Source organism: Flavobacterium sp. CAU 1735 (assembly GCF_039888695.1).
Lineage (GTDB): Bacteria > Bacteroidota > Bacteroidia > Flavobacteriales > Flavobacteriaceae > Flavobacterium.
In genome coordinates this window covers 507,469-527,621 of sequence record NZ_JBDQQQ010000001.1, presented here as the reverse complement: position 1 = coordinate 527,621, position 20,153 = coordinate 507,469, and the positions used below count along the sequence as shown (strand labels likewise).

At 41.0% G+C, this 20,153-nt stretch carries 18 protein-coding genes and 1 tRNA gene; 3 read left to right on the top strand and 16 right to left on the bottom strand.

Annotated elements, in window-relative coordinates; translation table 11 throughout:
- Nucleotides 1-184: 184 nt before the first annotated feature.
- Nucleotides 185-1,273, bottom strand: coding sequence for an NADH:flavin oxidoreductase (locus AAFN64_RS02620; protein ID WP_347759189.1), 1,089 nt, complete (start codon nucleotides 1,271-1,273; stop codon nucleotides 185-187).
- A gap of 234 nt (nucleotides 1,274-1,507) precedes the next feature.
- Between AAFN64_RS02620 and AAFN64_RS02615 the strand changes: the two genes are divergently transcribed.
- The 3 genes from AAFN64_RS02615 (at nucleotide 1,508) to AAFN64_RS02605 (ending at nucleotide 3,334) form a co-directional block, all read left to right on the top strand.
- Nucleotides 1,508-1,873, top strand: a complete 366-nt coding sequence (locus tag AAFN64_RS02615; RefSeq protein ID WP_347759188.1) for a DsrE family protein — start codon at nucleotides 1,508-1,510, stop codon at nucleotides 1,871-1,873.
- 141 nt (nucleotides 1,874-2,014) lie between these two features.
- A complete protein-coding gene (locus AAFN64_RS02610; protein ID WP_347759187.1) occupies nucleotides 2,015-2,482 on the top strand; it encodes a nucleoside deaminase in 468 nt (155 codons plus the stop codon).
- Between the two features lie 6 nt (nucleotides 2,483-2,488).
- Nucleotides 2,489-3,334, top strand: coding sequence for a helix-turn-helix transcriptional regulator (locus tag AAFN64_RS02605; RefSeq protein ID WP_347759186.1), 846 nt, complete (start codon nucleotides 2,489-2,491; stop codon nucleotides 3,332-3,334).
- Nucleotides 3,335-3,527: 193 nt separating this feature from the next.
- Here AAFN64_RS02605 and AAFN64_RS02600 read toward each other — a convergent pair.
- From AAFN64_RS02600 to mraZ, 15 genes are all read right to left on the bottom strand, one after another.
- Nucleotides 3,528-3,601, bottom strand: a tRNA-Arg gene (locus AAFN64_RS02600).
- Nucleotides 3,602-3,649: 48 nt separating this feature from the next.
- A complete protein-coding gene (locus tag AAFN64_RS02595) occupies nucleotides 3,650-4,096 on the bottom strand; it encodes a GatB/YqeY domain-containing protein (protein WP_347759185.1) in 447 nt (148 codons plus the stop codon).
- A 158-nt stretch (nucleotides 4,097-4,254) separates the two neighbouring features.
- A complete protein-coding gene (ftsZ, locus tag AAFN64_RS02590; protein WP_347759184.1) occupies nucleotides 4,255-6,222 on the bottom strand; it encodes a cell division protein FtsZ in 1,968 nt (655 codons plus the stop codon).
- A gap of 12 nt (nucleotides 6,223-6,234) precedes the next feature.
- The gene (gene ftsA / locus AAFN64_RS02585) at nucleotides 6,235-7,644 is read right to left on the bottom strand and encodes a cell division protein FtsA (protein ID WP_300486120.1); all 1,410 of its coding nucleotides are present in this window, start codon (nucleotides 7,642-7,644) and stop codon (nucleotides 6,235-6,237) included.
- Nucleotides 7,645-7,647: 3 nt separating this feature from the next.
- A complete protein-coding gene (locus tag AAFN64_RS02580; protein WP_300486118.1) occupies nucleotides 7,648-8,373 on the bottom strand; it encodes a cell division protein FtsQ in 726 nt (241 codons plus the stop codon).
- Nucleotides 8,374-8,380: 7 nt separating this feature from the next.
- Nucleotides 8,381-9,736 carry a UDP-N-acetylmuramate--L-alanine ligase gene (gene murC / locus AAFN64_RS02575; RefSeq protein WP_300486116.1) on the bottom strand — a complete coding sequence of 452 codons (1,356 nt, stop codon included), beginning with the start codon at nucleotides 9,734-9,736 and terminating at the stop codon, nucleotides 8,381-8,383.
- A gap of 24 nt (nucleotides 9,737-9,760) precedes the next feature.
- Nucleotides 9,761-10,855 carry an undecaprenyldiphospho-muramoylpentapeptide beta-N-acetylglucosaminyltransferase gene (gene murG / locus AAFN64_RS02570; RefSeq protein ID WP_347759183.1) on the bottom strand — a complete coding sequence of 365 codons (1,095 nt, stop codon included), beginning with the start codon at nucleotides 10,853-10,855 and terminating at the stop codon, nucleotides 9,761-9,763.
- Nucleotides 10,856-10,880: 25 nt separating this feature from the next.
- On the bottom strand, nucleotides 10,881-12,167 hold the full coding sequence (locus AAFN64_RS02565; RefSeq protein WP_347759182.1) for an FtsW/RodA/SpoVE family cell cycle protein: 1,287 nt from the start codon (nucleotides 12,165-12,167) through the stop codon (nucleotides 10,881-10,883).
- Between the two features lie 20 nt (nucleotides 12,168-12,187).
- Nucleotides 12,188-13,519: a UDP-N-acetylmuramoyl-L-alanine--D-glutamate ligase gene (gene murD, locus AAFN64_RS02560; RefSeq protein WP_347759181.1), complete on the bottom strand. Its 1,332-nt coding sequence runs from the start codon at nucleotides 13,517-13,519 to the stop codon at nucleotides 12,188-12,190.
- 1 nt (nucleotide 13,520) lies between these two features.
- Nucleotides 13,521-14,750: a phospho-N-acetylmuramoyl-pentapeptide-transferase gene (gene mraY, locus AAFN64_RS02555; protein WP_347759180.1), complete on the bottom strand. Its 1,230-nt coding sequence runs from the start codon at nucleotides 14,748-14,750 to the stop codon at nucleotides 13,521-13,523.
- A 4-nt stretch (nucleotides 14,751-14,754) separates the two neighbouring features.
- Entirely contained in the window at nucleotides 14,755-16,218 is a 1,464-nt protein-coding gene (locus tag AAFN64_RS02550; protein WP_300486108.1) for a UDP-N-acetylmuramoyl-L-alanyl-D-glutamate--2,6-diaminopimelate ligase, read from the bottom strand.
- Complete coding sequence (locus AAFN64_RS02545) at nucleotides 16,215-18,215, bottom strand: penicillin-binding protein (protein WP_347759179.1); 2,001 nt, start codon at nucleotides 18,213-18,215, stop codon at nucleotides 16,215-16,217. The genes AAFN64_RS02550 and AAFN64_RS02545 overlap by 4 nt, the downstream gene beginning before the upstream one ends.
- Nucleotides 18,206-18,550 carry an FtsL-like putative cell division protein gene (locus tag AAFN64_RS02540; protein WP_300486132.1) on the bottom strand — a complete coding sequence of 115 codons (345 nt, stop codon included), beginning with the start codon at nucleotides 18,548-18,550 and terminating at the stop codon, nucleotides 18,206-18,208. The genes AAFN64_RS02545 and AAFN64_RS02540 overlap by 10 nt, the downstream gene beginning before the upstream one ends.
- 26 nt (nucleotides 18,551-18,576) lie before the next feature.
- Nucleotides 18,577-19,485 (bottom strand): 16S rRNA (cytosine(1402)-N(4))-methyltransferase RsmH, encoded by a 909-nt coding sequence (gene rsmH, locus AAFN64_RS02535; RefSeq protein ID WP_347759178.1) that lies wholly within the window; start codon nucleotides 19,483-19,485, stop codon nucleotides 18,577-18,579.
- The gene (gene mraZ, locus AAFN64_RS02530; RefSeq protein WP_300486102.1) at nucleotides 19,460-19,930 is read right to left on the bottom strand and encodes a division/cell wall cluster transcriptional repressor MraZ; all 471 of its coding nucleotides are present in this window, start codon (nucleotides 19,928-19,930) and stop codon (nucleotides 19,460-19,462) included. Before mraZ ends, rsmH begins: the two co-directional genes overlap by 26 nt.
- Between the last annotated feature and the right edge of the window lie 223 nt (nucleotides 19,931-20,153).

The window sequence follows — 20,153 nt, the reverse complement described above, 5'->3', positions numbered from 1 at the left end:
CTTAGTGAATTAACGCTGTATGATTTTAGACGGTAGTTGTAGAGAGTCAGGCTCTGAAACCCTACCTCATAATCATCTAATAATATATCAGTTACAAATTTATTTAAAGTCTTTAACGATCTAAAAGAACAACTTTTCATTAAATCCGCACCATTTGTCACTACCCTTTTTTAGAAAAAAACATTTACAATGAACCTGCCTTTACAAAAGTCTGCCAGCCTCTCATGGTTTCGATAAAACGTTCGCTTAATCCACCCTGCCTCAGATAGTCTGCCATTACAGGCAATTGCGGGCTGTCATACATTGGATTTGCCTTTACCTGAAGAGGGAAATCTCGCTGTAAAATCGCAGCACGTGCAATTAGCACAAAATCACAGCCCTCATCCAGAAGTTCCCCTGCACGCTGTGCACTCATTATCTTACCTGCTGCACCTACACGAACACCCTTACGTGGAAGATCTGTAAAAACACTTAACATCGTTTTACCTTTAAAAGCACCATCACGAACGATTTGGGCTGAATCCCAAAGTGCTAAATCCAAATAATCGACTAATTCTCGATCGAAAATATCAGCAGTTACTTCCCTCAGTTCTTCTAAAAGCAGCCCGTAACGCTCAATCGATAAACGCCAGCCAATTTGGAAATCTGATCCGCAGACTTTCCGAATTCCTTCGATGACCTCAATCGTAAAACGTGCACGATTCTCCAAGCTTCCTCCGTATTTGTCTTTACGGTCGTTCAAATTGGGCGACATAAATTCGGAAAGAATCCATCCAAAGGCTCCGTGGACAGAGACTCCATCAAATCCTGCCATTTGAGCTCTTTTTGCGGCCGCTATGAAACTATCGCGAATCCGCTCTACTTCTTCAGTCGTGATTGCTTTAATTCCTTCCAAAGTCTTACTCGAAGCCGGAGCTGGGATTCCCCCAATTGAAGGTTTGGCACGATGTCCCGCATGATGTAGCTGTACAGCAGATAACGCACCGCCGTCACGAATCGCTGAAGCCATTTTGGTCAGCCCCGTCAAGTGGTTGTCGCTATGAATACCTAGCTGCCTTTCAAATGCAATGCCTCCCGCTTCTACCGTAGAAGCACTGGTCTGAATCAACCCATAACCGCCCTGGGCAAGCTGTTCCATCCAATATTGGTCGTATTTTGAAGCGGTACCATCAAATTCACTCTGCTGGCTTGTTAATGGTGCCAGCATAAAACGGTTTCTCATTGCTGAGCCGTGTAGTAAAGTAAGCGGTTTAAATAAATCAGAAACAGACATATTATTTTTTTTTAAAGTTCTTAATTGAAATGTTACCGGATGCAAAGTTGTTGAGAAACTGAATCGTGAAAAATGGATGATTTTTACTTTATCATGGATGTTTTGAACCTGATCTTTTGGAGCCTTTTGAGGAGAAATCGCACGAAAAAAATCTCCATCATAAAGTAGATTTTCTCCATTCTTTTGCAGGTCCTGCTGTAAGACCTTTGTATTGTTAATAAAAACGATTCAAAAATGAAAAAAACAGCTATTATTATTCTTTCCGATCCAAAAGCAGGTTCAGAGGAAGCATTAGGACGCGTATTCAATGCCTTAGCATCAGCGTATGAATTCAAACACGAAGGTGACGATGTAAAAATTATTTTTCAAGGCGCAGGTATCAGATGGCCAGAACATCTTGAAAAACCGGAACACCCAGTGAATGCACTTTACAAAGAAGTAAAAGACCATGTACATGGTCTTTCTAAAGGCTGCGTTGCTGTGTTTGGTACAGAAATATCTGGTTATGAACTTTTAAATGATAACGCGGTACCAGGAACTCCTGGCCTTCCAAGCTTTGTGAACCTTAAAAAAGAAGGTTACGATATTTTGATTTTCTAATCCAGATTTTCCACTGCCCTCTTTTTCCCTCAGAGGGCAGTTTTCAATCATCCAGCGCATAAAATGGAGCAAAGGCGCATCCAAGGACATTACTTTTTTGAGTAATTTAGCGTAGCTGGACAACAACTTAAATAATAAATTATGCAGGATGATTCGCAACAGTTCATGCGTCAATGTTTGGATTTGGCCACAAGTGCTCTTAATTCCGGCAATCCGCCTGTGGGGGCACTTATTGTAATTGACGGAAAAATAATCGGTACAGGTATCGAATCAGGAAAATCTACCGGGGATATTACCAACCATGCTGAAATCCTGGCTATTAGAGATGCTCTAAAAAATGGGCATGCAGATAAATTACATCTGGCACAACTGTATACCACACATGAACCCTGTATTATGTGTTCTTATATGATCCGTCATCACAAAATAGGTACAATCATTTATGGCACATCGGTTCCTTATGTAGGCGGCTTTACTTCAAAATATAATGTTCTGGCTACAGAAGACGTTCCAAAATGGGGCAGTAAACCAAAAGTAATCAGCAATGTTTGTCTCAAAGAATGTAATGAACTCAATGCCCAGTTTCAGGAATTATTAAACAAGGATTAAATAATTATGCTATCGCAATCTGTATATACACTTGTCAACCAGCAAAATGGCAACCTCTCATTCAAAATATTTGAGTTTGACAACAGCAGTTATTTTGATCATATTCAACGCAATAACTACTTCACTCTAATCATTATAACCTCGGGAGAAGGCCTTGCTAAAGTTGACCTTTGCGAGTATTCGTTCAAAGAAAATACTTTGTTTGCCTTTTATCCTTACCAGCCTTTCATGTTGGCTTCTGATGGCCCGATTACTGGTATTTCGATCCAGTTCCATCATGATTTCTTCTGCATATATAGACATCATAAAGAGATTGCAGCAAATGGAATTTTGTTTAACAACATCTATCAACAGCCGTTTATACTTCTTGATCAAAACAGCAAACAAACATTGATGAATATCGTCAGAGAGATTGTCAATGAATTGAAAGTAGATGCTTTGAGGAAAGACGAAGTTCTTGTCTCTTATTTAAAGATATTCTTGGTTTTTGCTACCCGGATAAAACTGGAACAGCAAACGATAAAAGAAATAAATGGTAATGAGAAGCAGCTTCTCATTATACAAAACCTAAGAAATGCGATTGAAGATAATTTTAGGACAAAACATTCCGCAAGCGAATATGCCAATATGCTACATGTAACACCTGTAGTACTGGCACGCACGGCTAAAAGTCATTTTAATAAGACACTTTCTGATCTGATCACCGAAAGAATCATCGTCGAAGCAAAAAGAGAATTATACCTTACCAACAAAACAGTAAAGGAAATTGCCCATGAACTTGGCTATGATGACGAATATTATTTCAGCAGGGTTTTTAAAAGCAAAACAGATACATCCCCCCCAGTTATATAGGGAAACGGTAGGCTTTAACAGAGGCACATTACTCCAATAAACGGCAGTATTAAAACTGATGGCATTTATATGCTTGGATGTACCAATCCAATTTTTAATCCATTTCGTCTTTTTCTATTCAATTACCCTTAAAATCAGCAACTTATAAAACAAAAAAAGTCTCCAAAAAAGAAAAACTCTTTTGGAGACTAGGTGACCACGGAGGGGTTCGAACCCCCAACCCTCAGAGCCGAAATCTGATATTCTATCCAGTTGAACTACGCGGCCATTTTTAATCAGATTGCAAAGAAAACAATCTGATTTGATTTTTGCAAATTATGCCAGAAGCTTTTTTACAATTGTTGAAATTGTTTTTCCGTCGGCTTTTCCAGCCAATTCTTTAGAAGCAACGCCCATTACCTGTCCCATACTTCCCATTCCGGAAAAACCACCGTCGGCAATGATTTTTGTAATAATTGCTTCTACCTCTGCTTCAGACAATTGTGCCGGTAAAAACTTTTCGATCACGGCAACCTGAGCCAATTCCGGCTCTGCTAAATCCGCACGACCCTGCTCGCTAAAAATAGCCGCACTGTCTTTTCGTTGTTTTACCAGTTTTTGTAATATTTTTATTTCGTCTTCTTCTTTTAATTCCTGACCTGTTCCGGAAGTCTGCGCTAATAAAATTTCCGATTTAATGGCACGTAAGGCTTCTAGCGCTACGGTATCTTTGGCTTTCATGGCGGTTTTCATTTCGTCCATGATCTTAGTCTGTAAGCTCATATTTTTAATGGTTTAATTTTCGTTTATTGATCCGAAAAAGTGATTTCCAAAATGCCATTTGTACGACATTCTTTGTTCCGGAATGCTTTGCGAAGATATAAAAAATAACCCGAAATCGGGTTTGATTTCGGGTTAAAGGTTTCTCAAATGTAGGTTAGTTAGTCTACGTTATCATGTAGAAAAGAGTTGTTCGAACGCAACTGTAAGTCGTCGTTACTATCCATTCCCAATGACATACGCGATTTGCTATTATCAACAGAAGCGGCGTTTAAATCGACTCCCATTCTTTTATATGCCGGTTCTTTTTCCAATTCATTCACGCGGGAAGCGCTGTTATTGAATTTGTAATTGAACTCTTTCATTTTTCTTTTGCGCTCTTCGGCTCTCATTCGCAACGTTTCCTCGATTGTCATTTCAACCGGAGAAATCTCGTCGAAGCTGGATTGTGTCTGAGCCGGCTCTACTTTTCGCATCGTAAAGTTTAACTCTTCCGCAACCGGTTCTTCTTTTACCGGTTCAACCGCTTTGGAAGCCAACAGTTCGTTTTCTTTCTCCATATAATCTTCCAAAGAGTATTTCACCACTCCCGACTGGTTTACTTCCGTTACCGGAACCACCTGTACCGGTTGGTTTACTTTGATATCTTTGGTTTCATTGCTAAGATCGAAAACAACTCTGTCCTGAACTGCTGTTACTGGTAAGTCGAATGAAAAGGCAATTTGCTCTTCTACTTTTGGCAGTACAAACTGCGGTTCGATTACCTCAATTTCGCGAACGTCCCGCATAACCGGGGCCGGAGCTTCCTCTTTTACCGGTGAAACGATTTCGAAAAACACATCCAGGTTATTGATAAAATCAGCCGTTGGCAATTCTAATTCTTCTTCAATTACTGCCGTCGGTTGTTTTTTTTCGTATACTTCTTCCACTTCCACTTCTTCTTCTAAAGCGAAAACGATTTTTTCTTCCGGTTGTTCAGCAATAATATCATTGATCATCGCTTGTGCCGTTGCTTTTTCAACCGGAGTTGAGAAGTCAAATGATGGTACAAATCCGGTTGCCGATAAATCCTGAACCAATTTTTGCTCACCCTCTAAGGTGTGAATAATTTTTTTTGGCTCTGTATTTACGATTTCCGCCTGTTGCTCTACGTTAAATCCCGTAGCAATGATGGTTACCGCAATAGCGTCACCTAACGATTCATCTTCACCAACCCCCATGATGATGTTAGCATTGTAGCCCGCTTCTTCCTGGATATGGTCGTTTATCTCTCCGATTTCGTCAATCGTGATTTCGTTGGTTCCGGATACGATCAATAATAATACGTTTTTAGCTCCCGTAATTTTGTTGTCGTTTAACAACGGAGAATCCAATGCATCCACAATCGCATCTTTCGCTCTGTTTTCGCCGTTTGCTATAGCCGATCCCATGATAGCGGTTCCACTGTTGGACAATACGGTTTTCGCATCTTTTAAGTCGATATTCTGCGTATAGTGGTGTGTAATTACTTCGGCGATTCCTCGTGAAGCGGTTGCCAATACTTCATCCGCTTTGGAGAATCCGGCCTTGAATCCTAAGTTACCGTATACTTCTCTTAATTTATTGTTGTTGATAACGATTAACGAATCCACCTGTTTGCGAAGTCTTTCTACTCCCAATAAGGCTTGTTCCTGACGTACTTTTCCTTCAAACTGGAATGGAATCGTTACAATTCCTACAGTCAGGATATCTCTTTCTTTGGACAATTGCGCGATTACCGGTGCGGCTCCTGTTCCGGTTCCACCACCCATACCGGCCGTAATAAATACCATTTTGGTATTTACGTCCAACATTTTTTCAATTTCCTCGATACTTTCCAAAGCCGACTGTTGTCCTACTTCTGGATTTGCTCCGGCTCCAAGCCCTTCTGTCAAGTTAACGCCAAGTTGAATTTTATTCGGAACCGAACTGCTTTGCAATGCCTGTGAATCGGTATTACAAACCACGAAATCTACTCCTTTAATTCCTTGTTTAAACATGTGGTTAATGGCATTACTACCACCGCCACCTACACCAATAACTTTAATCACATTTGATTGGTTTTTTGGCAAATCAAATGCAATGCTTCCAAATTCTGAGTTGCTGTTCATATCGTATCGGTTTTATTCTGCGTTATCTAAAAATTCCTTAATCTTATCTATATATTTGTCGAAAAAGCCTCTTTTAATCTTTTCTTTGGTAGATTCTGAATCTACGTCATTTCTTACATTAATCGGCTTTAACGGCGCTGCTTCTGCTATTATTTCTTCTTCAATCTCTTCCGGTTCCGGTTCGATTCTAACCGGTTGTGGTTTGATTTCAACTTTTGGTTGTTCCTTTTTAATCTCGGCCAGTGGCGTTGCACTTTTCGTATTATTTCGGATACTGTTCATCACCAATCCTACTGCCGTGGCATATAACGGACTGGAGATTTCTTCATCGGAATTTCCGGCCAGATGCTCGTTCGGATAACCGATCCGGGTGTCCATTCCGGTGATATATTCCACCAGTTGTTTGATGTGTTTTAACTGAGCGCCACCTCCTGTTAATACAATTCCGGCGATCAGTTTCTTTCTCGGATCTTCGTGTCCGTAGGCTTTGATCTCCGCGAAAACCTGCTCTACAATTTCCACAACTCTGGCGTGGATGATTTTCGAAAGGTTTTTTAACGATATCTCTTTCGGTTCGCGTCCTCGTAATCCCGGTATCGAAACAATTTCGTTGTCTTTGTTTTCGCCCGGCCAGGCCGATCCGAATTTTACTTTTAACAACTCGGCTTGTTTTTCAATAATCGAACAACCCTCTTTAATATCGTCGGTGATCACATTTCCTCCGAATGGGATTACTGCCGTATGGCGAATGATACCGTCTTTAAAAATGGCCAGGTCGGTTGTCCCGCCTCCGATATCAATCAACGCTACACCGGCTTCTTTTTCCTCCTGACTTAACACCGCATCAGCCGACGCCAATGGTTCCAATGTTAAACCGGACAAATCCAAACCGGAGCTTTTAATACAACGTCCCACATTTCGGATGGAAGACGCCTGTCCCACTACCACGTGAAAACTCGCTTCCAGTCGGCCACCATACATCCCGATAGGTTCTTTGATTTCCGATTGTCCGTCGATTTTAAATTCCTGTGGTAACACGTGGATGATTTCCTCACCCGGCAACATGGCCAATTTGTGCACCTGATTGATCAATAAGTCAATATCGGCATCACCAATCACTTCTTCCGGATTGTGACGACTGATATAGTCGCTGTGCTGAATGCTGCGAATGTGCTGACCGGCTATGCCTACCACCACATCGTTGATTTTATATCCCGAATCCGCCTCAGCGTCCAAAACGGCCTGCTGAATGGATTGAATTGTCTGCGTAATATTGTTTACAACTCCGCGCGCCACACCAAGGCTTTTGGATTTTCCAACCCCTAAAATTTCTAATTTGCCGTACTCATTTTTCTTGCCGATCATGGCGACAATTTTGGTTGTCCCAATATCCAAACCTACTGCAATACTTTCTTTTTCCATAGTCTAATATTTGGTGCACACTACTTGTTGTGTAAACTTCAGATTAATTGTTTTATAATTCCCGATAAGGGTGTCTTTTATCGCATGTTGAAAAAAGGCCTTATAGTTGTCAAATTTCTTGTCAACATTTATCGTTCTTCCGAAAAGGATTTGATAATTGTAATTCCGGTTAGTCATAATCAGACTTCCTGTGGGCAAAATTTGTATTCCGGTGATGTTTTTTTTCAAAAACTCATCGTCATAAATTTTCCGGAGTACTTCGGTCAGTTTGCCTTTGTTTTCGGTGTTTATTTCACCTGAAACCAACGGAACCCGAGCTGCAAAATTATCCGACAACGGCATCTGATTTCCCTCATAGTCAATATAATAAGAACGCTCTCCGTCATCGACCCGTGCTACCGGTGTTTTCTGTGTCACGACCGCCTCTAAAGTCCCGTCAATAGTGGCAAAGACCTCTGCTTTGGCTATCATTTCATTACTGTCGAGAATATGCTCCAATCTATTCAAATCTAGCTTATCTTTCCTTATGCTCGTAACTTTGTTAAAATTTTGTATTAACAAGTTATCAACCGTTTCAGGCGTGATGAAAAGGTTATTTTCACCTTTAAACCGAACCTCTGTTTTTTGCAGATAACGGGTTTCATTTCGCTTCGATGAAAATGAGTACAGGAAAATCACTACTCCAATCATGAGTACCAATCTTACATCTGTCCATTTTATTTTTTTCATCGTTTTTTTATTTTTTTACTACTTCTAATGCTTTTCGAATATCGGGCACCATTTCCCCCACATCACCTGCTCCTATCGTTACAATTACCGGTGCATCGCTATTTTCCAGTGCCGGAATCAGAGCTTCTTTTAAAATCAGTTTTTTGTTACTGTTTTCGATTTTCCCTAACAACCATTCGGAGGTAATCCCTTCCATTGGCAATTCCCGCGCCGGATAAATATCCATCAACAGAATTTCGTCAAATTGCGACAGACTTTTAGCAAAATCATCTGCGAAATCACGGGTCCTACTGTACAAATGCGGCTGAAATACCGCCAGTACCTTTTTCCCCGGATACAATTCGCGAACCGCCTGATGTACCGCATTAATTTCGGTTGGATGGTGCGCATAATCGTCAATATACACAAACTCCGGCTTACGAATCTGAAACGAAAAACGTCTTCGCACTCCTTTAAAACTCAACAGGGCTTTTGCAATATCGCTATCCGAAACCCCGTAGGTTTTTGCCATCGCCAACGCCAGTAAAGCATTGGTCAGATTATGTCTGCCGGGCAATCCAAATTTGATGTCTTTTAATTCTCCGGTAGGTGTGGTAACATCAAACACATACCAACCGTCTACAATTCGTATATTTTTTGCCGTAAACTGTGCATCGTCGTCAATTCCTACCGTCACTGCTTCGATCGGCAGGCCATTGGTTACAAACAGTTGTTTTTTATCGGCTACTTTATTCGCAAATTCTATAAAAGACGCTTCAATCGAGGCTTTATCACCATAGATATCCAAATGATCGGCATCCATCGACGTCACACAAGCGATATCCGGGTGTAAATGCAGAAACGAACGATCGAATTCATCGGCTTCCACTACGGTTACCGTTTTTCCGTTTCCAATCAGGTTGGAATTATAGTTTTCCACAATTCCACCCAAAAAGGCCGTCATATCGACACCGCTTTCATACAAAACATGTCCTAAAATACTGGACGTGGTGGTTTTTCCATGTGTTCCGGCTACCGCGAAGCAAAACGTATCTTTGGTAATGATTCCCAATACTTCCGCTCTTTTTTTGACCACAAATCCGTTATCCAGAAAATAATTCCATTCCGCATGCTGTTTTGGCACTGCCGGCGTAATCACCACCAGGGTATTTTCTTTATTCCGGAAGGTTTCGTCAATCAAAGACACATTATCCTCAAAATGGATTGCAATACCACTTTCTTCCAATTCGGCCGTAAGGTGCGTCGGTGTCTTATCATATCCGGCTACATTTTTCCCGATGTTTTTAAAATAACGGGCCAAAGCACTCATTCCGATGCCTCCTATTCCGATAAAATATACGTTATGTATTTGCGGTAAATTCATGCTTCTGCAATCAATTTCTTTTGGTTATCGTATCAATCGGACAATCTCATCCACAATTTGCTTTGTTGCGTTGGGTAAGGCCAATTGTTTAATCGTGTCACTTAATTCTTTTCTTTGTTCTTCGTTTTCCAGCAAGCCTTTAAACGTGGTTTCAAAATGATTGTCCAGTTCGGATTCTTTTAACAACAAGGCTCCTTTTTTATCGACAATCGCTTTGGCATTTTTTGTCTGATGGTCTTCGGCTACGTTGGGCGACGGAATAAAAATAACCGGTTTCCCTACGATGCAAAGCTCCGAAACCGATGATGCTCCCGAACGGGAAATCACCATATCGGCCGCCGCATATACTAAATCCATACGATCAATAAAGGCCAAAACCTGTACATTTTCTTTTTCAGAAAAGTGTTTGTATTCTTCAAAATAAAGCTTTCCGCATTGCCAGATGATCTGAACTCCTTGTTCCAGTAACCAATCGATCTCTTTTGCGATTAACTGGTTGATTCGTCTGGCGCCCAAACTTCCACCCAATACCAATAGTGTTTTTTTGGACGGATCGAGTTTGAAATGCGCTATGGCTTCATTTCTTTTTTCGGCTACCGAAATCAGATCCTGACGAACCGGATTTCCGGTTAACCGGATTTTATCTTTTGGAAAAAACTGCTCCAGGTTTTCGTAGGCCACACATATTGCATTGGCTTTTTTCCCTAGCAATTTATTCGTGATTCCCGGAAAGGAATTCTGTTCCTGAATCACGGTTGGGATATTCATTCCGGCAGCGACTTTTAATACGGCTCCGCTGGCAAAACCTCCGGTTCCGATAACCACATCGGGTTTGAATTGTTTTAAAATCCCGTATGATTTGGTTAAACTGGAAATCAGTTTTAGCGGAAACATCAGGTTTTGTAATGTCAATTTTCGCTGAATTCCCGCAATCCATAATCCTTTAATCGGATAACCGGCTTGTGGTACTTTTTGCATCTCCATTTTATCCTTCGCACCCACAAACAGGATTTCGGCTTTCGGAAAGCGAACTTTCAATTCGTTGGCAATAGCAATAGCCGGATAGATATGTCCTCCGGTTCCGCCTCCGCTAATTATGAATTTAGGGTTCTCTTTCATTTTATTTTGATGTTGCTTACAACTATTATTCTTTATTTAAAACGGCATTCATCGGGTTGTCTCCCACAGTCTCGATGGAATAATCCTCTTCAACCACTTCTTCTTTTTCCATTTCCTTATCAATAAGGCGCTGCAGAATTTCTTCCCGTTGTCGTTTTTCTTCTTCTTCCTGAGCGATTTCTTCTTCTTTTTTCGTCACACTTAAAATGATCCCGATTGCAATACACGTCATCCAGATCGAACTTCCCCCGCTACTGATCAACGGTAAGGTCTGACCGGTTGTAGGCAGTAATTCCACCGCTACGCCCATATTGACCAAAGCCTGGAAAATAATCGGAAAGCCGAGGCCAACGATCAGTAATTTTCCGAACATGGTTGGCGCTTTATGCGAGGTGATCAAAAAACGAAAGAACAGCATCAGATACATAAACAAAATCGCCAATCCGCCCAACAGTCCGTACTCCTCCACGATAATCGCGAAAATAAAGTCGGACGACGATTGTGGTAAAAAGTTTTTCTGTACACTTTTTCCCGGTCCCAATCCGTAAATTTTCCCGGAAGCGATTGCAATTTTTGCTTTTTCAATCTGATAATCGTCCTCATTCGGTTCATCCGAACTGAATCGTTCGATACGACTCATCCAGGTATCCACACGGTTTGGCATGGCATCCGGAAAGGCTTTGGCGACCAGAACGAACATGATCAATCCTACTAATCCCGCACCGACAATGATTCCGAGGTATTTCATTGGGTATTTCCCTACGAAAACCAACATACACACCATTGAAAAGATCAAGGCCGCTGTGGAAAAATTGGCCGGCAAAATTAATATTATTACTGAAAAAACCGGCAACCAAAGTTCAAAAAGTGACGACTGAAACGTATATTCTTTTCCTTCGATTTTCGACAGGTAACGGGCCACATATACCATAAGCACAATTAGCGCCAGTGCCGAGGTCTGAAAACTGACTCCAATAAACGGAACCTGAATCCAACGACTGGCATTTGCACCGCCAATTGTTGTTCCCTGAACCATCGTATAAGCCAGTAATAACACCACTATCGGTAAGGCTACTTTCGAAATCGCCTTAAAATAATGGTAGGGTGTTTTATGTACGAAATAGATCAGGCAGAAACCGATAAAAATATGCACCAGGTGCTTCATCAGGTATCCTACCGTTGAGCCTTTTCCCACCACATAAACCAGGTTCGTACTGGCACTAAAAACCGGCATAAAAGAAAACAGGGCCAACAGGGACACAAATGCCCAGATCCCTTTATCTCCTTTTAAATTGGTTAATAATGCTTTCATTGTTATTCTTTTTTTATTTTTTAAAGACTTTGTACGGCGTTTTTAAACTGCTTTCCACGGTCTTCGTAACTTTCAAATAAATCGAAACTGGCACAAGCCGGTGATAATAAAACCGTATCCCCTTTTTCGGCCATTTTCTGGGCAATCTTTACCGCTTCGGTCATGCTGGTGGTTTCCACCATTACGTCCACTACGTTACCAAAGGCTTCGATTATTTTGGAATTATCTACACCCAAACAAACGATTGCTTTTACCTTTTCACGTACCAACGGCATTAATTCGGCATAATCGTTTCCTTTATCCACACCTCCAACGATCCATACGGTTGGCGTAGTCATACTATCCAAAGCAAAGAAGGTCGCATTTACATTGGTCGCTTTGGAATCGTTTACATACTGTACATTTTGTATTTTCAGTACTTTTTCCAAACGATGTTCCACTCCCTGGAAATCGGACAGACTTTCGCGGATTGTTGCTTTTCGGATACGCATCAATTGCGCTACTGTAGTTGCTGCCATTGCATTTTTTACGTTATGTTTTCCTTCTAATGATAGTTCGTTTATTGGCATGATAAATGTCTCGTTGTTGATGTTGGTATAAATCGTATCGTCTTTTATGTAAGCGCCTTCTTCCAGTGTTTTTGTGAGTGAAAAAGGGACTTTCTTTGCTCGTATTTTGTTTTTGCTCAGCCAGTCGGTTATGGCTTCATCATCGGCATCATAAATCAGATAATCGTCTTCCGTCTGGTTTTTGGTAATCCTGAATTTGGCTTCGATATACTGACTGTAGTCGTAATTATAGCGATCCAAATGATCCGGACTGATGTTCGTGATTACAGCAATATGCGGTTTGTAATCGATAACCCCGTCGAGCTGAAAACTACTTAATTCCAAAACATAGGCTTCAAATTTGTTTTCGGCGATCTGCCAGGCGTAGCTTTTTCCGATGTTTCCGGCCAAACCTACATTTAATCCGCCCTGTTTCAACAGGTGATGCGTGAGCATGGTCGTGGTGGTTTTTCCGTTACTTCCGGTAATTCCAACCGTTACCACATCTGTAAATTTGTTAGCAAACTCGATTTCCGAGATAATCGGAATATTTTTTTCCTTTAGCTTTTTTACAATCGGCGACTTGTCGGGAATACCAGGGCTTTTCATAACCACATTAGCATTCAGAATCAAATCGTCCGTATGGGTTTCTTCTTCCCAGGGAATCTGGTTCAGAATCAACACTTCTTTATAGTTGTTTTTTATTTTTCCGAAATCGGACAGAAATACTTCATATCCTTTTTTCTTTCCTAAGATCGCAGTGCCAACACCGCTTTCTCCGCCTCCTAATACTACTAGTCTCATACTATCTTAATTTTAATGAAACCAATGAGAAAATCGCTAACAAAATCGCCACAATCCAGAAACGGGTTACGATCTTACTTTCGTGATAGCCCTTTTTCTGATAATGGTGATGCAAAGGCGACATCAGAAAGATTCGTCTTCCTTCGCCGTATTTCTTTTTTGTATATTTAAAATAGGCCACCTGTACTACTACGGATAGGTTTTCGGCAAGGAAAATTCCGCACAATACCGGGATCAATAATTCTTTACGTACCGCGATAGCCAAAACCGCAATAATCCCTCCGATGGTTAAACTTCCGGTATCGCCCATAAATACGCTTGCCGGATAGGTGTTGTACCAGAGAAAACCGATGAGCGACCCTACAAAGGCCGCGATATAGACCGTCATTTCCCCGGAATTCGGGATATACATAATATTCAGGTAATTCGAAAAGATGATATTACCGGAAACGAAGGCAAAAATCCCGAGCGTAAGCACCGATATGGCCGATGTTCCCGCTGCCAGTCCGTCGATTCCATCGGTAAGATTGGCACCGTTGGAAACCGCCGTGATGATAAAAATCACAACCGGGATAAAAATTAACCAGGCATATTTTTCGTAGCCATCGCCCGTCCAGGCTAATAATTCGGCATAATCGAATTCGTTATTTTTAAAAAACGGAATCGTAGTCGCTGTTGATTTTTCTTCTGTTAGCGCCGGAGCAATGGTTGTCGTTCCCGGCGTTTGAAAAATATTACTGGTAGCCGTGTCGGTTCGCACCGTTACACCCGGATGGAAATACAATACCGAACCTACGATGATTCCCAATCCTACTTGTCCAACAACTTTAAATTTCCCTTTTAGTCCTTCTTTGTCTTTTTTAAATATCTTGATATAATCGTCGATAAAACCAATGGTTCCCATCCAAAGGGTGGTTACGATTAGCAACATCACATAAACATTGTCTAGTTTTGCTAATAAAAATACCGGAATCAACGTCGAAAAGATAATAATCAATCCTCCCATCGTTGGTGTTCCTGCTTTTTCTTTTTGGCCTTCCAGTCCTAATTCACGAACGGTTTCTCCGATTTGTTGTTTTCGCAGAAAATTGATGATTCGTTTTCCGAAAATCGTGGAGATCATTAGCGACAAAATAATAGCCAAACCCGATCGGAAGGTGATATACTGGAAAACTCCTGTTCCTGGAATATCTAAGGTTTTATCTAAATATTGAAAGAAATAATACAGCATTTGGTTATTTATTAAGTTGTTCTAATAGTTCTTTTACCGTTTTCATATCGTCAAAATCGTGACGTACACCCTGAATTTCCTGATAGGTTTCGTGTCCTTTCCCGGCAATCAGGATGATATCATTGGGTTGTGCAAGCTGACAGGCGGTTTTGATAGCCTGTTTGCGATCCACAATCGATACCGTTTTTTTATAGTTTTGCGGTTCCACTCCTTTTTCCATGTCATCGATAATGGCTTCCGGTTTTTCACTTCTCGGATTATCGGACGTAAAAATGGCTTTATCGCTCATTGTTGAAGCAATGTTCGCCATAATTGGTCTTTTGGTGGTATCGCGATCGCCGCCACATCCTACAACCGTGATCAGTTGTTCGTTTTTGGTACGGATATCTTCTATCGTTTTTAATACGTTTTCCAAAGCATCGGGCGTATGCGCATAATCCACAATCGCGGTGATATTTCCCGCGGATACGATATACTGGAAACGTCCGGAAACACTTTCCAGTTCGCTTAACAGTCGTAATGCCTCCTGACTTTCTATCCCCAATTCGATTGCCACGCCATAAATAGCCAAAAGGTTATAGGCGTTAAACGAACCGATTAAACGAACCCATACTTCCTGTTCGTTTATTTTTAGCAACAAACCGGAAAGCTGATTTTCTAAAATCTGCGCCCGGTAATCCGCGTAGGTTTTTAGGGCGTAGGTACGCTTTTTAGCTTTGGTGTTTTGCAACATCACCGGGCCGTTTTTATCGTCGATATTAGTAATCGCAAAAGCGGTTTTCGGTAGGTTGTCAAAAAATGATTTTTTAACATCGCGGTATTCCGCAAATGTCGGATGGTAATCCAAATGATCGTGCGACAGGTTGGTAAAAACGCCTCCGGTAAAATGCAAACCTTCGGTACGTTTCTGGTGAATCCCGTGCGAGCTCACTTCCATAAAACAGTAATCACAACCTTCTTCGACCATTTCATTCATATAGTGATTGATCGTTAATGAATCCGGTGTGGTATGTGTAGCTTTATATTCTTTGTTATCGACTAAAATTTTTACGGTTGACAGCAATCCAACTTTATAGCCGGCCTTTTTAAACATCTGATATAACAAGGACGCGATGGTTGTTTTTCCATTCGTTCCGGTAACACCAACCAGTTTTAATTTGGCCGACGGATCGCCGTAATAGTTTGCACTCATATACGCTAAGGCCAAACTCGTATCTTCTACCTGAACATAGGTAATTCCGTCGTGGGTTGTTTCCGGCACCACTTCGCAAACTACCGCTATCGCACCCAGGCTGATTGCTTTTTCAATAAAATCATGTCCGTCGGAAACGGTTCCTTTGATCGCAACAAATACATCGTCCGATTCTATTTTTCGGGAATCGAATTCAATTTTGCCAACCGATACTTCGGTCGTGCCTTTTACCGCTTCGATCGCTACTTTATATAATATATTTTTTAGGGCTGTCACGATAATTCTAATGTTATTACTTGGTTTTTCGTAAAGGCTTGTCCCGGTAAAATGGACTGTTGTTTTACTTTTCCTATTCCTTTTATTTTCACTTTAAGTCCGAAATTTTCCAACAACGCCACCGCATCCATTCCGGTCATTCCTTTTACATTCGGTACGATGTTTTCTTTTTTCTGTACTTTATCATAGTAGGCCGCATAGCTTTGCTCCTGATTCAGGATTTTGCGGTTTAATTTTTTCACTTCGTTTGTCGATGGTACATCGGTAAATATTTTTTGCGCGATACGCTTAAAAACCGGTCCGGCTACATCGGCTCCGTAATACAATCCTTTTGACGTGTTCGGTTTGTGCACCACTACGATACAGGAATATTTCGGCTTGTCGGCTGGAAAATATCCGGCAAACGACGAGGCATAATACATTTGTCCGTCGCCTTTATGGTAGTCCACCTGAGCGGTACCCGTTTTTCCGGCCATCGAAAAATCTTTTGAATACAGTTTGGAACCCGTTCCGCGTTTGACCACATTTTCCAGAATGGCATGTACTTTTTTAAGCGTTTCGTCTGAACAGATTTTTGGGTTCAACACCTGTTTATCGTATTTTTTGATGGTTTTATTCCATTCTTTGATTTCTTTTACAAATTGCGGTTTTACCATTTCACCGTTGTTCGCTACGGCATTGTACAGGGTTAACGTTTGCAACGGTGTAATCGAAACACCATAACCAAAAGCCATCCAGGGTAAAGCCACTCCCGACCATCCTTTTTCGCCCGGTTGCGGAATAAAAGGCTTTCCTTCTCCTTTAAACGGTAATCCTAACGGACGATCCAATCCAAGGTTGTTGATACGGTTTACAAACTGGCGCGGATTGTCTTTATAATTGTCGTAAACGGCCTGAACCATTACGGTGTTTGACGATACTTCAAATCCTTTGGCCAAGCTAACTTTTCCATACCCACCTCTTTTGGAATCGCGAACGTGACGGTTGTAATAGGTAATATCACCCCCTTTGGAATCGTATACTTTGCTGGTATCTACTTTTCGGTCATCCAGTAACGCAATCAGATCCACCAGTTTAAAAGTTGATCCCGGTTCGTGCGATTCGGCCACCGCATAGTTGATCGTTTCGTAATAACTACCGTCGCTGGTTCTTCCTAAATTGGAAATCGCTTTGATCTCACCGGTATTCGTTTCCATCACCACCACACAACCGTGATCAGCTTCGTATAATTCCAGTTGTTTTAACAACGCATGGTGCGCGATATCCTGAATATATACGTCGATCGTTGAAATAATATCGTAACCGTCGCGTGGTTCTATTTCGTTATTATCACTAATCGGTTTCCACTGATTTTTGGCAATTTTCTGCATCAAACGCTGACCGTCTTTTCCATTCAGATACGCTCCAAAAGCACCTTCAATTCCCACTCGTGTTTCTTTTCCACCTTCATCCTGACGTTCATAACCAATGGTTCGCTCGGCAATTTTCCCGATCGGATGTTCGCGTACCGTTTTTTGCTCGGTGATCATTCCTCCTTTATAGGCACCCAGATTAAAAAGCGGAAAGCTTTTCATTTTCATATATTGCGTATAGCTTAGCTTACGCGCTAACAGATAGTAGCGGTTTTTATTGGCACGGGCTCTGCGCAATTCGGTTTGAAAATAACTCGACGGTTTTCCTAATAATCCGGAAAGCGAATCCGTAAGCGGTTTTACATTTTTGTCAAAATCTTCTTTTTTGGGCGCTACCGCATCGAAGCGAATCGTGTAATTCGGAATCGAAGTCGCCAGTAAGCTTCCGTCAGCCGAATACACATTTCCTTTATTTGCCGGAATGACAAAGTTTTTAACCGTACGCTCTTTGGCCAGTTTTCGATAATATTCTCCTTCCACCCACTGGATATTCGTTAGCTTTATAGCAACGAAAATAGCCATCACGAAAATCGCGAAGGCTACCAGATAGATTCGGTAAGAGATATTTTTATCTTCTACTGCCATATTTTTTTTAGAATATTCTTTTCTTCTTCTTTAACTTTTATCTTTTTTGGCGGAACTGATGACGGCTGAATTCCTTTTTCTTCCATTTCGGCCGATATTGTGGATTCCATTTTGAGCTCCATCAATTCCGATCTGCGATCTACAAACTCCGATCGCAATTCTTTTACCTCGTTTGTCAACTCGGTTATCTGAAATGTTTTCTGTTCGTATCGGTGTGAATTGGCAATCATTATCATAGCCAATAAAATCAGAAAAACGATAAAGCGCCAATTTTTCAACGCATCATCGCTAATCAGGAACTTTGCTTTTAACAAACTATATACGCCTTCTTTCATCATGACTCTTCGTGTTTGGGTTTGTTTCAGCGTTTTTCAGCGATCCTTAATTTAGCACTCCGTGCCCGGTTGTTTATCGCAATTTCCTCTTCCGTAGGCACGATCAGTTTTCCTATTAATTGGAATGGCACTTCAAATCTTCCAAAGAAATCGCGTTCCGGTTCTCCTTCAAACATTCCGTTTCGCATAAAGCGTTTTACCAGTCGGTCTTCCAACGAATGATAGGAAATCACACTCAAACGCCCTTCCGGCTTTAACAGTTCCAGCGACTGTTCTAAAAACTCTTTTAGCACGTCCATTTCCTGGTTTACTTCTATACGTATCGCCTGATAGATTTGCGCCAGAATTTTATTGCTTTTGTGTGCCGGTAAAAAGCGGCTTAACACTTTTTTTAATTGTTCGGTATTGCGGATCGGATTTTCTTTTCGCGCTGTTACAATTGTATTCGCAAGCGCTCCGGCATTTTTCAATTCACCATAATCAAAGAACATCCGTTTTAAATCCGACTCGTCGTATTCGTTTACCACATGAAAAGCACTCAATTCCCCTTTCTGATTCATTCGCATATCCAGTTCGGCATCAAATCGGGTTGAAAATCCTCTTTCCGGAACATCAAACTGATGAGACGAAACCCCCAAATCACCTAATATTCCATCTACTTGTTTTACGCCGTGAAAACGCAAAAACCGTTTGATATAGCGAAAGTTTTCATTGATCAGCGTAAATCGTTCATCATCTATTACATTCGCCAATGCATCGGTATCCTGATCAAAGGCAAACAATTTTCCGTTTGGCCCAAGATGACGCATGATTTCCCGTGAATGACCACCTCCACCGAAGGTTACATCCACATAAATACCATCCGGTTTTATATTCAACCCACCAACCGTTTCTTTTAATAATACCGGATTATGATATTCCATTGTCGTCGTCATTTAAATTACCCATTACTTCTTCGGCCAGGTCTGCAAAATCCATATCGTCTCCTGATATTGATTTTTCATACAAATCCTTGTCCCAGATCTCGATGATATTTACCTTTGAGGTCAAAACCAAATCTTTGGAAATTCCCGCATATTCAATCAGATCTTTTGTTATCAATAGTCGTCCGGCATCATCGATCTCCACCATTTTCACACCGGCCATAAACTTTCGAATAAAGTCGTTGTTCTTTTTTACAAAACGGTTCAATTTGTTGATTTTCAACATCATGATATCCCATTCTGCCTTTGGCCACAACTCTACACACTGATCAAAAATGGAGCGTTTTAACACAAAACCATCGGTTGGAGCAGGCAATTGTTTCTTCAAAGGAGCTGGCACCATTAGCCTTCCTTTTGAATCAATTTTACACTCATATGTCCCGATTATGTTGGTCAAGATTCGCTCTTTTTGATTTGATTTATAGCAAAAGTACAGATTTTTTTACCACTTTTTACCACATATTCCCACTTTGTTGATAAGTTTTTACACTCAAAACCTAAAATATAGGAAATTTCACTAATGTTCTCATTTCTAATCATTAAGAATATTGCATTGTTTTCCTTTAATCACATCATTATCCTTAAAAAAAGCTTCATTTTTATACACATTTTTAATAATC

Coding starts and splice junctions, on each gene's coding strand:
- AAFN64_RS02620 (WP_347759189.1), bottom strand. CDS start 1,273: ATGTCTGTTTCTGATTTATTTAAACCGCTTACTTTACTACACGGCTCA.
- AAFN64_RS02615 (WP_347759188.1), top strand. CDS start 1,508: ATGAAAAAAACAGCTATTATTATTCTTTCCGATCCAAAAGCAGGTTCA.
- AAFN64_RS02610 (WP_347759187.1), top strand. CDS start 2,015: ATGCAGGATGATTCGCAACAGTTCATGCGTCAATGTTTGGATTTGGCC.
- AAFN64_RS02605 (WP_347759186.1), top strand. CDS start 2,489: ATGCTATCGCAATCTGTATATACACTTGTCAACCAGCAAAATGGCAAC.
- AAFN64_RS02595 (WP_347759185.1), bottom strand. CDS start 4,096: ATGAGCTTACAGACTAAGATCATGGACGAAATGAAAACCGCCATGAAA.
- ftsZ (WP_347759184.1), bottom strand. CDS start 6,222: ATGAACAGCAACTCAGAATTTGGAAGCATTGCATTTGATTTGCCAAAA.
- ftsA (WP_300486120.1), bottom strand. CDS start 7,644: ATGGAAAAAGAAAGTATTGCAGTAGGTTTGGATATTGGGACAACCAAA.
- AAFN64_RS02580 (WP_300486118.1), bottom strand. CDS start 8,373: ATGAAAAAAATAAAATGGACAGATGTAAGATTGGTACTCATGATTGGA.
- murC (WP_300486116.1), bottom strand. CDS start 9,736: ATGAATTTACCGCAAATACATAACGTATATTTTATCGGAATAGGAGGC.
- murG (WP_347759183.1), bottom strand. CDS start 10,855: ATGAAAGAGAACCCTAAATTCATAATTAGCGGAGGCGGAACCGGAGGA.
- AAFN64_RS02565 (WP_347759182.1), bottom strand. CDS start 12,167: ATGAAAGCATTATTAACCAATTTAAAAGGAGATAAAGGGATCTGGGCA.
- murD (WP_347759181.1), bottom strand. CDS start 13,519: ATGAGACTAGTAGTATTAGGAGGCGGAGAAAGCGGTGTTGGCACTGCG.
- mraY (WP_347759180.1), bottom strand. CDS start 14,750: ATGCTGTATTATTTCTTTCAATATTTAGATAAAACCTTAGATATTCCA.
- AAFN64_RS02545 (WP_347759179.1), bottom strand. CDS start 18,215: ATGGCAGTAGAAGATAAAAATATCTCTTACCGAATCTATCTGGTAGCC.
- AAFN64_RS02540 (WP_300486132.1), bottom strand. CDS start 18,550: ATGAAAGAAGGCGTATATAGTTTGTTAAAAGCAAAGTTCCTGATTAGC.
- rsmH (WP_347759178.1), bottom strand. CDS start 19,485: ATGACGACGACAATGGAATATCATAATCCGGTATTATTAAAAGAAACG.